Here is a 12554-nt window from a genome sequence, read left to right on the forward strand (position 1 = left end):
CGCCACGAGGAGCAATTATGTCTTTGGTAGAAGTGCATAACGAATGGGACCCCCTCGAGGAAATGATCGTGGGCAATGCCCGTGGCGCGCGCGTGCCTCGGCCGGACAAAGGCCTGTTCGCCCTCGACTACAGCGAACACCACGACTCGCCCCAGGAGATTCCGTCAGGCCCTTATCCCGAGCAGCTGGTTGAAGAGGCTCAGGAAGACCTGGACGCCTTTGCCGCCTTCCTGGTCGGCCATGGGGTAACCGTGCGCCGGCCCAGGGAGACCTATCATGCCGCGCTGTTCGGCACCGCCGACTGGAAAACCGACGGCGAATACAACTACTGCCCAAGGGATGTCCTGCTGCCGGTTGGAAAGACCATCATTGAAGCGCCGATGGCCTTGCGCAGCCGTTACTTCGAACCTTTTGCCTACCGCGAACACCTGCACGCGTACTTCGCCAGCGGCGCCAACTGGATTTCCGCGCCCAAGCCGGAACTGCCGGACAGCACCTACCGGGTCAACCCGCGTGAAGGTTCGATCATCGCCAACGATGAGCCGATTTTCGATGCCGCCAACGTCCTTCGCATGGGCCGCGACATTCTTTACCTGGTGTCGCGCAGCGGTAATCGCCAGGGTTACGAGTGGCTCAAGCGCGTGCTCGGTGATCAATATCGGGTGCACGCCCTCAGCGGGTTCTACGACGGTACGCACCTGGACACCACCATCACCCTGGTACGCCCGGGGCTGGTGGTATTGAACCCCGAGCGCATCGGCAAGGACCAGGTGCCGCAGGTGTTCAAGGGTTGGGACATCATCTGGGCTCCCGACATGGTCGACACCGGCTACTGCTGGTCGTACCCGCGTGCGTCGATCTGGCAAGGCATGAACTTCATCATGGTCAACCCGTCGCTGGCGGTGATCAATGACCAGCAGGTCCCGCTGATTCGCGCGCTGGAAAAACACGGCATCGATGTGGCGCCGCTGAAGATGCGCCATGCGCGCAGTTTGAGCGGCGGCTTCCATTGTGTGTCCGTCGACATTCGTCGACGCGGCACGCTGGAAGATTACCGTTGAGCAGGGCGTGACCATGCAGGTACTGGATTACTACTCGATTGTGCTGTTCGTGATCGCCACGTGCGTCACGCCAGGGCCGAACAACGTGATGTTGATGTCGTCCGGCGCCAATTTCGGCATGGGCCGCACCTTGCGCCATGTGGCCGGTATCAACATCGGTTTTCCGCTGATGGTGGTGGCGGTCGGGCTGGGGGCCGGGGCGGTGTTCCGGCAGTACCCGCGCCTACATGACGGCTTGCAGGTGATCGGCGCGCTGTACCTGTTGTTCCTGGCGTACCAGATAGCCAGTGCGCCCACCACTGACCTGGGTGACAAATCCGGCAAGCCTTTGGGGTTCACCGCTGCGGCGTTGTTCCAGTGGGTCAACCCGAAGGCCTGGGTGATGGCGGTGGGCGCGGTGCTGGCCTACACCTCGCCCTCTGGTTCGTACACGGTGCAGGTGTTCCTGATTGCCCTGTTGTTTTTTGTATTCGGTTCACCGTGCTCCATGGTCTGGGTGTTTTTCGGGCAATACCTGCGGCGATTCCTGACCCAACCGCAACGTTTGAAGGCGTTCAATATCAGCATGAGCCTGGTGCTCGTGATCTCCTTGATCCCGGTTTTACGAAGCCTGCCATTTTCCCAATGGTGGTCTTGAAACGCAGAGAAAGGTTGCCAAGACGTCAGCATGTCGATTGGCGCAGGCAACTCCACGGATTGGCATGATGCGATGAGGATGCACAGTTAAATGGCTATTTATGTTTTAGGGATTTCTGCCTTCTACCACGACAGTGCTGCCGCCCTGGTCAAGGACGGTGTGCCCGTCGCCGCCGCCCAGGAAGAGCGCTTCACCCGCGTGCGCCACGACCCCGCGTTCCCGGCCCAGGCCATTGCCTATTGCCTGGACGCCGAGGGCATCACCCTGGATGACCTGCAAGCAGTGGTTTACTACGAAGACCCCCAGGAAAAATTCTCACGGGTGATTTCGTCGTTTGCCAGCGGCGGCATCGGCGGCGCGCGTACGTTCATCAATGCGATGCCGGAGTGGATTCGCTGGAAGTGGAACGTGCTCAAGTTTGTCGACGAGCAATTGGAGACCCTGAACCGGGGCAAGGCGCCGCGCACCCAGGCCTCCCAGCATCACCGTTCCCACGCGGCGGCGGCGTTTTACCCGTCACCGTTCGAAAACGCGGCGGTGTTGTGCATCGACGGCATCGGCGAGTGGCATTCGACCACCATCTGGCACGGCAAGGGTTCGAGCCTTGAGCTGAAAAACTCGATTTCCTACCCCCACTCCGTGGGCTTGCTGTATTCGGCCATGACCTACTATTGCGGGTTCAAGGTCGACTCCGGCGAATACAAGCTGATGGGCCTGGCGCCGTATGGCCAGCCGATCTATGCCGACAAGATTCGCGACGAGCTGATCAATATCCGCGAGGACGGCTCGTTCACCCTGAACATGAAGTACTTCGAATACCTGCGCGGTGAGCGCATGGTGGGCGAGGCCTTTGAGACGCTGTTCGGCGGGCCGATCCGCCAGCCCGAAAGCCCGATCTCACAGCGCGAGTGCGACTTGGCGGCGTCGATCCAGAAAGTCACTGAGGAAGTGGTGCTGGGCCTGGCCACTGCCGCGGTCAAGCAGACCGGCGAGCGCAACCTGTGCCTGGCCGGTGGCGTGGCCTTGAATTGCGTGGCCAACGGCGTGCTCAGCCGCTCGGGGCGTTTCGATTCGATCTGGATCCAGCCGGCAGCCGGCGATGCCGGTTGTGCCCTGGGGGCGGCGTTGGACTTTGCGGTCAAGCACAGCGGTCGCCCGCACCTGGAGGGCAACAAGTCCGATGCCATGAGCGGCAGCCTGCTTGGGCCGGGCTTTGGCGACGAAGAAATCGCCCGGTTTCTGCTGGAAAACCAATACCCCTTTACCCGCTATGACGACGCCGGGCTGTATGACCAAGTCGCCAGTCGCCTGGCCGAGGGCGCCGTGGTGGGCTGGTTCCAGGGGCGCATGGAGTTTGGCCCCAGGGCCCTGGGCGCGCGTTCGATTCTCGGCGATGCGCGCAACCCCGAGATGCAGCGCACCATGAACCTGAAAATCAAATACCGCGAGTCGTTCCGCCCGTTTGCCCCGGCCGTACTGGCCGAGGACGCCGGCAACTATTTCGATATCTGCGAAAAAAGCCCGTACATGCTGATGGTCGCGCCGGTCACCGACTCGATCAAATCCCGGCAGTCACTCCAGGAAGGCGGCCCGCAGCGGAGCTTGGGCAGCATCAACAATATTCGCTCGCAGTTGCCGGCGGTGACCCACGTAGACCTGTCGGCACGGGTGCAAACGGTAACCGAGGAAGACAACGCGCCCTTCACCTACCTGCTGCGCAGTTTCAAGGAGCGCACGGGGTGCTCGGTGCTGGTCAACACCTCGTTCAACGTGCGTGGCGAACCGATTGTGTGCAAGCCGGAGGAAGCGTACGCCTGCTTCATGCGCACGGAAATGGACGTGCTGGTCCTCGGCCGTTACGTGCTGGAGCGCCCCGGGCAGCCTGCCTTCGTCGAGGCCGTCGACTGGCGCAGCGAGATCCCGCTGGATTGATCCTGACCCTTAACCTTTTGGAGCTTATACCGTGCTGAGATTTCTTGCGTTTCTGATGTTTATCGTCGTGCTGCTGCCCATCGGCCTGACGCGTTCGGTCTTTCACTCTTCCCGTTTCGGACGGCGCTTTCACCAGGCCCCGACGGCTTGGGATCACTCCGTGAGTCACCTGTAACGCCAACCGCCCGAGGAACCGCGCGCATGTCAAAAGTAATCTACAAAAACCTCAACACCTCACCGATCCTGGCGGTCGGCGGGGCCGGGGTGTGGCTTGAGGACGCAACGGGCAAACGCTACCTCGACACCTGCGGCGGTGTCGCGGTGTCGAGCCTGGGCCATGGCCACCCGCGTATCGCCGCGGCATTCGAACGCGAAGCAAAGAAACTGGCCTGGGCCCATGCGGGCAGCTTCACCACCGCCGCCGCCGAGGAACTGGCCGAACGCCTGGTGACAGCCAGCGGCGGCCTGGCACGTGCGCAATTTTTATCCGGCGGCTCGGAGGTGATGGAGCTGGCGATGAAAATCGCTTACCAGTACCAATGCGAGCGCGGCTTGCCCGACAAGTCGGTGTTCATTTCCCGCCGACAGAGCTACCACGGCAGCACCTTGGGCACCTTGAGCATCTCCGGCAACCCTCAGCGCCAGTCGGTGTTTGGCCGACTGTTTACGCCGGCCGAGTTTGTCTCGCCGTGCTACGCCTACCGTGATCAGCGGCCCGACGAAAGCGACGAGCAGTACACCACGCGCCTGGCCGATGAACTGGACGCCAGAATTCGTAGTCTGGGCCGTGAAAACGTCGCGGCGTTCTTTGCCGAGACCGTGGTGGGTTCCACCAACGGTGCGGTGCCTGCGGTGCCCGGTTACTTTCGCAAGATCAAGGCGGTGTGCGAGCGTCACGATGTGCTGCTGATCCTCGATGAGGTGATGGCCGGCATGGGGCGTACCGGGCAACTGTTCGCTTATGCCGACGACGGCATCGTGCCGGACATGGTCACCGTCGGCAAAGGCCTGGCGGCGGGCTACATGCCGATCTCGGCGCTGTTGATCAGTGAACAGGTGCATTCGGTAATGGCCGGTGGTTCAGGTGTGTTGGGCAACGGCCAGACCCATGTCAACCATCCGCTCGCCTGCGCCATTGCCCTGGAAGTGCAGCAAGTGATTGCCGAAGAGAACCTGCTGGCGCAAGTGCGCCAGCGCGGTGAGCAACTGCGCAGCTGGCTCAGGGAAAGCCTGGCGGACCTGGATATCGTCGGCGATGTGCGCGGGCGCGGGCTGTTCGTGGGCGTCGAGTTTGTCGAAAGCCGTGCCACCAAGGCGCCCTTCAAGGGCGGCGGCGCGTATGCCGCGGCCCTCAAGCAAGAGGCGCTGCGGCAAGGCCTGCTGATCTATCCCGGCAGCGGCACGGTGCAGGGCACACAAGGCAATCACGTGCTGTTTGCACCGCCGTTTATCACCAGCGAAGACGAGCTGGGGCAAATGGTCGAGCGCTTCAACGCCGTGGTCAGGGCTGTCGCGTACTAGCGATCGAGCGGGTTCACCGGGGGACGGTCGATGTCCCCCGTATTACTTGGAAATGGAGACGTGAAGATGCAGACAATCGAGCCATGCAAGGACAAGGTCCTGCTGTCGGTATGCACCATGGACTGGTGTGATCACGGCGTGGAATTTGCCAAGACCGTATTCTCCAACCTTGAGGTGTTTTGCTGGGACCCGGGCGATCCTTATCCTTACCACCTGGATAATTGGGAAGGCGACTGGATCATCTCCTACCGTGGCGACTTCATTTTCCCGCAGAGCATCTACAAGAATGCCCGCAAAGGCGCGATCAACCTGCACCCCGCGCCGCCCAAGTACCGGGGCCTGGGCAGCCAGCATTACGCGATCTACTACAACGATGAAACCTACGGCTCGACCTGCCATCACCTGGCCCCTTCGGTGGACAGCGGGCAGATCATCAATGTGGCGCGCTTCAACGTCGCACCCGCCGAGACCGCCTCATCGCTGCGCCTGCATGTAGGCGCTTATTGCCTGCAGCAGTTTATCCACTTGCTCACCGACTACATCCTGCAGGGGCGGCCGCTGCCGGTCTCGCCAGAGAATTGGGGCGAGCGTCTGTACAAGCAATCGGAACTCAAGCCCTGGATGGAGAAGATTCGCGCCCAGGAGCCGGATCATCGTTGCTTCAAGTAGCTTTTTTTGGCCGTCACTTCATGCCGCTGGTGGCGTGAAGTGCTCACTGCGCGCTGGCGCGACGGGTATGAGTGCACCTATGTTTGAGTTTTCAAGTTTTGCAGCGGCGCTGGGGGTCTACGTGATCGGCACCGCCAGCCCTGGCCCGGGTAACCTGGCGATCGCCAACACCTCCTTGAACTACGGGCGTACACCGGGCCTGGCGTTGGCGGCGGGGGTTATTTCCGGGTCGTTGTGCTGGGGCGCGATGACCGCTGCCGGTGTATCGGCGCTGTTGATGTCCAATACCCAGATCATTCTGTGGTTAAAGGTGTTTGGCGCCTGCTATCTGTTCTTCCTTGCGTGGAAATCGGTGCGCAGTGCGCTGGCGCATAACGCCACGACGGTGACCAAGGTGCGGGCAAAGCAGACGCGCAACCTGGGCTTCTATTTGCAGGGGTTGGGCATCCACCTGACCAACCCCAAGGCGGCCTTGACGTGGTTCACCGTGACCACCGTGGGCCTGAGCGTCAATGCGCCGGCCTGGGCCAGTTTCGTGCTGGTGGCGGCCTGTGCGTTATTGGGTTTCCTGATTTTCTGCACCTACGCTTTGGCGTTTTCCGCCCATTCGGCAGAACCGTTTTTCACCCGGACCCGCAAGTCCTTCGGGCTGATTTGCGCAGCGTTCTACTCGATGGTTGCCATTGGCTTTCTCAGTTCGTTGTTCTGACTCCAACTACAAGTGGCCACAGTGCACCTGCCCCCCCGCGCTGTCTGGGGGGCGGGTAAGGCGCGAAGGCCCGTTTCCAGGAAAAACCCATGTCCTTGTCGTTTGATTTGATGCTGGCGTTTGCATTGTTTGCGTTTGTCACCTCCGTCACCCCAGGCCCCAATAACGCCATGCTGTTGGCCTCGGGCGTCAATTTCGGCTTCCAACGCACCATCCCGCACATCCTGGGTATCAGCTCCGGGTTCCTGGTGCTGGTATTGGCGGTGGGGCTTGGGCTGGGTGCGGCCTTTACCGCCTATCCGGTGCTCTACACCGTCCTGCGCTACGCGGGCGCGGCTTACTTGCTGTACCTGGCGTGGAACATCGCCCGTTCGGGCCCGGCGTCCGAAGACACCGAAGGTAAAGGCAAACCCCTGGGGTTCTGGGGCGCGGCGGCGTTTCAGTGGGTCAACCCCAAGGCGTGGGTCATGGCGATTGGTGCGATCAGCACCTACACACCCTTGCAGGGCTACACGATGAACGTAGTGATCATCGCTACGGTGTTCGCCCTGATCAACGCGCCGAGCGTGGGGGTATGGGCGGGGTTCGGCAGCGTGTTGCGCAACGTGCTGCGCAACCCGCGCTGGTTGCGCGTGTTCAACTTCGGCATGGCGGCGTTGCTGGTGATTTCGCTGTATCCGCTGTTGCAGCACACGAGCTGACCCCCGAGCCGTGGCGGTCTTTTAACTACCGTGCGCCGATTCGAAGCATCGACAAAACCCGCCAGGTGCGGGTTTTGTTGCTTTTGGGGGAAAGTCCGGCCTAGGATTTTTCCGTCAAGATGTCGCGCCTTCGGTGAACGGGTTGGAATCGCGCCACACTTCCCATTACCCTGACAGCCTCTATCAGACAACCGGAAGTCCGATACCCGTGCTCAAGCCCCTCGCTGCCATCGCGCTCGTCTGCGCGCCTTTGTTCGCCTGCGCTGCCGACCTGGCCGGCGTCTGGACCGGCACACTCGGCAAGTCCGCCATCACCGCCTGCTTCAACGGCGCCCATGGTTCCAACGGCAGTTATTACTACCAACGCATCCTCACCCCCATCCAGTTGACCCAAGCCAACGCCAGCGAGCCATGGGCCGAAGAAGGCAACACCGGCTTCTGGCACCTGGATGAACCTCAAGGCGACACGCTGACGGGTACCTGGAGCAAGACGCTTGGCGGCAAAAGCCTGGCATTGACGCTCAAGCGTGCAGATTCGGACAGCTGTGCCAGCGACACCTATAACAACCCGCTCGAGGCCGTGCCGCCGCCGGTCACGGTCGAGAAGAAAACCTTCGGCGACCACGCCTACCAAGTGAACACCCAGGGTGGGCAAGTCACGTTGAAACTTGAGGGCGAAGGGCCCGCGATCGAGCGCATCAACCGTGACCTCGCGCGGCTGGCGGTCAGCCCGGAAGGCCAGACCGACTTCTATCGTGAACGGCGCAACGCGCTGGACCAAAGCGGCGGCACGTCGACCAGTGAGATCACGGTGGAGCCGTTCTACTGGTCCTCTCAATGGATCACTGTGCGCTTCTACCGCTGGACCGCCGGTTACGGTCGCGGCGGCATCAGTTGGGGCTTGCACAGCTGGAACCTGCAAACCGGCGAAAGCGTTGACCCGTGGAGCTGGCTGGGCGGGCGTGAGGAATGGGACAACCCTTACTCCGGCCAGATCAAGTTACCGCACGCATTCAGCACCTGGCTGGCCACGCAAACCACCCCCGACGAGGGCTGCCCGGCGGTCACCAGCTATTCCACCTTCGACCTGAGCTTCAACACAACCGGCCTGCAACTCTCAACGCCGGCCACGGGCGACGGTTGTGACAACGAGCTGAGCTTCACCTGGGAGCAATTGGAGCCCGTGCTGACCGCGCAAGGCAAAGCCGCACTGCCAAGCCTGAAGCTGCCCTGAAACGGGCCTTACAAAAAACTGACACTCGTTCATGAAATATTCAGAAATGCTGACAGATACTAACCGATCGTCACGGCCGCTCCCCCGAGCGGTCCCTTGCCTCGGTAGCCAGATCCATGACGCGTCCCGCTTCTCTGCTGCTCCTTCTCGCCGGTCTGTTGTTCTTTTTCGCCCTGGGTGGCCATGAGCTGCAAGGCTCCACCGAAGCTCGCGTCGCCGGGATTGCCATGGCCATGCACCTGGACAATGACTGGGTGATCCCGCGCCTGTTTCGTGAACCCTTCCTGGAAAAACCGCCTCTGAGCCTATGGCTGGACGCCAGCGCCATTCGCCTGTTTGGCGGCACGACCTGGGCAGTGCGCCTCGCGTCGGCGTTTGCCGGGTTGTTCAGCGTGATGCTGTTTTACGGGATGCTGCGCAAGTTCGGGCGGCCGAAGAACATGGCGTTCTGCGCCGCGCTGATCCTGGCGACCATGGCCAGTTACTGGGGCAATGTGCGCGGCGTGGGTGAAGACTCGTTGCTGAGCCTGGGCGTGACCGCTGCACTGCTGGGGTTTTACCAGGCAGTGCGCCCCGACCGCCAAGGCTCCAGTGCCTGGGCATGGGCGTTGTTCACGGCCGGAATGGTCATCGCCACCCTGAGCAAAGGCGTGCTGGGCCTGGCGATGCCGGGCATTGTGATTTTTGTGTACCTGGCCAGCACCAGCGTGATGGACAAACGTGTGCGCATCGGTGACTGGCTCAAGCCCGCGCTGTTCACACTGTTGGCGCTGATTCCGCTGCTGATCTGGCTGGGTTTCCTGTTCCAGCGTGGCGGGATGCAGTCAGTGGCCGAGGTGCTGTGGACCAACAGCGTCGGGCGCTTCAGCGGCTCGTTTGTCGAGGCCGGCCATTACGAGCCCTTCTACTACTACATCGCCAAACTGCCCGAGGCATTCCTGCCGTGGAACATCCTGGTGTACCTGGGCCTGTGGCACTTTCGCAAAAGCCTGGTGCGCAACCGCTACCGCCTGTTCTTCAGCGTATGGCTGGTGGCGCAGTTCACCCTGCTGACCCTGGCATCGAGCAAACGCATTGTTTACCTGATGGCCCTTACACCCGCCGCCGCCGTGCTCGCCGCGGAATATGCCGGGGTGCTTCTGGAGTGGACGAAAACCCACAAACCAGCGCTGTATCGCCATCACCGCAGCGTGATCGCTGGCGTTTTCACTTTGGCCATCGCCTGTTACCTGGCGGCAGCGTTCTGGTTTGCGCCGAAAGCAGACAAACGCCAGTCGTTCGTGCCGGTCATCAGCGCGGTGCAGAAACTTCAAGCCGAAGGCAAAGACGTGGTGTTGTTCCAGCCCAACGAACGCATCGCCGGGGCCAGCGTGTTCTACCTGCAGGCCTACTTGCCGATCCTGCAGACCGAAGCCGAATTGCGCAGCTACCTTACGGCCAAGCCTGGCAACGTGGCGCTGCTGGACCGCACGGAGCAACTGAGCGAGAAGGTGACGGTGATCAAGGAAATGTCGATCAACCGCCAGCCTTACTTCTTCGTCGAGCAGTAAGGCTGACGCGGTGCATCAGTGCTTGGTGAGTTTGTCCAGGTAACCCATGGCGAACGCCGAGATCACGAAGGTCATGTGGATGATCACGTACCACATCAAATGCTGCGGATCGACGTTCTTGTCGTCCATGAAGATGCGCAGCAAGTGGATGGACGAGATCGCCACAATCGACGCCGCAACCTTCATCTTCAGCGATGAAGAGTCCATGGTGCCCAGCCAGTTGAGCTTTTCCTTGTTGTCATCGATATCCAGCTGCGAGACGAAGTTCTCGTAGCCGGAGATCATCACCATCACCAGCAAACCGCCCACCAGCGCCATGTCGATCAGCGACAGCAGCAGCAAAATCACGTCGGCTTCCAGCATGGTGAACACGTTGGGAATGACGTGGATGATTTCCTGGAAAAACTTCAACGCCAGAATCAGCAGGCCCAGGGAAAGCCCCAGGTAGATCGGCGCCAACAGCCAGCGTGAGGCGTACATCGTATTTTCGATAAAGCGTTCCATCAGATCCCACACAGCTTTGCTAAAAATGGCCGCGAGTATACCAGCCGCTCACAAACACCTGTCGCCGCGAGAAAACTGACCTGAGCGGCATCTGTAAGCGGATTTTTCTGCTAGTGTCGAGCCCTTCAAATCGGCTCGATGACGTCGAACAGGAAAAACTCAGATGATGGATGTGCGATCCCATTTGGCCACTATCGGCCTGGGTGCGGTGTTGCTGATGAGCGGCGGCTGCTCCCCCAAAGAAGAGCAGAAGCAAGCCACCCTCGAAGAGAAAACTGCCACGTTCGAGCAGTCGCTGGACAGCATCCAGGACCCCAAACTGCGCGACGCTATCGCCGACCTCGGCGGCTCGCTGCTGTTGCTTGAGCGCGCCCGCGTCAAGCTTGCCGACAAGCCCATCGAAGCCGAATACGGCGAAGACACCCTGGCGCTGCTCAAGCACTACCCCACGCCCCAAGCCCTGGTCGACACCTACATCAATGGCCTGTTCGTGCTGCGCAAAGCCTCGCACTCCGACTACCTGACCGACTTGCAGCCGGTCTTCCCGTTTAACTTCAACACCCCGGACCAGTTTCCCTTCCCCCACGGCCTGGAATGGCAGTCGGTGACCTTGAGCAACAATAAAGTCATCCCCTTCCAGCCGGAATGGTCGGAAACCGACCCCGGCATCCAGCTCAGCCCCAGCAGCTCCAACCTCACCAACCCCGATGACCTGACGATCACTTACCCGTTCATTGACGGCATCGAGACTGAAAACAAGAGCCAGCCGCAGCCGGTCAGCCTTAAAGGCGCGGTGGAAGTGGTTGCGCCGGGCAAGGTGCTGACCTTCGACCTGACGAAAAAAGACGTCGGCCACAAACGCACCGAAGGCAACATCACCCTCAACCTGCTGCTGCTTGAGAAAAACTACGCCGAGATCGAGCTGACCAACAGCGCACCGCTGGCGCCGGAAGTCGGCGACGAATCGCCGAACCCGTTGCTGGTGCAAGCCCGAGACAGCACCGGGCAATTCCTCACCCGCGCGGGCTCAATCAACGAAAATGCCGCGCAAGTGGCGTTTTACGAGAAGCAACTGGCCGAGATGCAGAAGCAAAAAGCCTGGTCGGACGCATTTGAAAAGCAGCTGACCGACGAGCGAAAAGCCTTCGAACACAAGCAGAGCAGCCATTACGCCAAGGTATATTTCAACGGCGTGATCGACAATCTGCAGGTCAACGTTCTCGACTTCTCCACCGCCACGCTCACACGCAAAGACCTCGACCTGCCGGTACAACGCTTCGACAAGAACAGCCTGCAAAATACCGTGCAACCCCTGCCGATGCCGGTCACGGTGTATGACGACGGCATCGCCAGCTGGCTCAAAGACGCGGCGATGACCGAGGATCAGCTGAAAAAAAGCGTCACCATCAGCCAGTCGACCGAAGACGCCAGTGCCGCGAAAGTCGTGTTTGACCACCCTTTCACCTTCAACGACGACCTGGTCGGTGCCGAGCGCAACAACAGCGACGCGCCCATCACCTTCTTCACGGCGGACGACAAGGGTGAACGTGGCGAGCCGATCGAATTGCCCACTCAAGCCTTTGAGATGAACGCGGGCAGCGGCACGCTGACGTATGACCTCAACTTGTTCCCGGAAACCCCGGCGTTTGTAGTGGGTTCGGTACCGTTGTTCCTGGCCACCATCGACAAGGCCACGATTGACGTCACCAAGCTGCCCAAAGGCCTGTCGCTGAAGGACAACGCGCTGATCGTCGACCAGAAGGAATTCCCCTCCGACAGTTGGCGCTTCTACGCCAAGGACGCCAGCGGCAACTACCTCAAGGAAATCCTCGGGGTCAGCCACCGCGCCGAGGAATACGGCACCGCCTTGTTTGACGTGCATTACTTCTACGGCCAGCCGACCGCGCTGGAAAGCTACCAGCGCACCGACCTGGACACCGTGCAATATGGTTTCGAGGTCAAGCTGGACAAGCCCGAGAGCAAGTAACCCTCAGTGGTGGGCCACCGCTCGTTCCCACGCTCTGCGTGGGAATGCA

Annotated in this window: 11 protein-coding genes; 10 read left to right on the plus strand and 1 reads right to left on the minus strand. The window is 60.8% G+C overall.

The features are described 5' to 3' along the window. Window positions 1-17: 17 nt before the first annotated feature. The 9 genes from BFW87_RS06935 (at window position 18) to BFW87_RS06975 (ending at window position 10014) form a co-directional block, all read left to right on the plus strand. Window positions 18-1061 (plus strand): inosamine-phosphate amidinotransferase 1, encoded by a 1044-nt coding sequence (locus tag BFW87_RS06935; RefSeq protein ID WP_078739180.1) that lies wholly within the window; start codon window positions 18-20, stop codon window positions 1059-1061. Between the two features lie 13 nt (window positions 1062-1074). Then, window positions 1075-1698, plus strand: coding sequence for a LysE family translocator (locus BFW87_RS06940; protein WP_078739181.1), 624 nt, complete (start codon window positions 1075-1077; stop codon window positions 1696-1698). 90 nt (window positions 1699-1788) lie between these two features. Next, window positions 1789-3630, plus strand: a complete 1842-nt coding sequence (locus BFW87_RS06945; protein ID WP_078739182.1) for a carbamoyltransferase family protein — start codon at window positions 1789-1791, stop codon at window positions 3628-3630. Window positions 3631-3831: 201 nt separating this feature from the next. Next, entirely contained in the window at window positions 3832-5151 is a 1320-nt protein-coding gene (locus BFW87_RS06950) for an aspartate aminotransferase family protein (protein ID WP_078739183.1), read from the plus strand. Window positions 5152-5217: 66 nt separating this feature from the next. Further along, complete coding sequence (locus BFW87_RS06955; protein WP_078739184.1) at window positions 5218-5820, plus strand: formyltransferase family protein; 603 nt, start codon at window positions 5218-5220, stop codon at window positions 5818-5820. A 79-nt stretch (window positions 5821-5899) separates the two neighbouring features. Beyond that, on the plus strand, window positions 5900-6529 hold the full coding sequence (locus BFW87_RS06960) for a LysE family translocator (RefSeq protein WP_078739185.1): 630 nt from the start codon (window positions 5900-5902) through the stop codon (window positions 6527-6529). 89 nt (window positions 6530-6618) lie between these two features. Beyond that, window positions 6619-7230, plus strand: a complete 612-nt coding sequence (locus BFW87_RS06965) for a LysE family translocator (protein WP_078734878.1) — start codon at window positions 6619-6621, stop codon at window positions 7228-7230. Between the two features lie 208 nt (window positions 7231-7438). Then, window positions 7439-8464 carry a hypothetical protein gene (locus tag BFW87_RS06970; RefSeq protein WP_078739186.1) on the plus strand — a complete coding sequence of 342 codons (1026 nt, stop codon included), beginning with the start codon at window positions 7439-7441 and terminating at the stop codon, window positions 8462-8464. Between the two features lie 116 nt (window positions 8465-8580). Further along, window positions 8581-10014 (plus strand): ArnT family glycosyltransferase, encoded by a 1434-nt coding sequence (locus tag BFW87_RS06975; protein WP_078739187.1) that lies wholly within the window; start codon window positions 8581-8583, stop codon window positions 10012-10014. A gap of 15 nt (window positions 10015-10029) precedes the next feature. Here the strand turns inward: BFW87_RS06975 and BFW87_RS06980 are convergent, their stop codons facing one another. After that, window positions 10030-10518 (minus strand): TIGR00645 family protein, encoded by a 489-nt coding sequence (locus tag BFW87_RS06980; RefSeq protein ID WP_078739188.1) that lies wholly within the window; start codon window positions 10516-10518, stop codon window positions 10030-10032. Between the two features lie 163 nt (window positions 10519-10681). Here BFW87_RS06980 and BFW87_RS06985 point away from each other — a divergent pair, with 163 nt between their 5' ends. Then, window positions 10682-12505 carry a hypothetical protein gene (locus tag BFW87_RS06985; RefSeq protein WP_078739189.1) on the plus strand — a complete coding sequence of 608 codons (1824 nt, stop codon included), beginning with the start codon at window positions 10682-10684 and terminating at the stop codon, window positions 12503-12505. Window positions 12506-12554: the final 49 nt, after the last annotated feature.

This window comes from Pseudomonas fluorescens (assembly GCF_002022275.1).
Taxonomy (GTDB): domain Bacteria; phylum Pseudomonadota; class Gammaproteobacteria; order Pseudomonadales; family Pseudomonadaceae; genus Aquipseudomonas; species Aquipseudomonas fluorescens_AJ.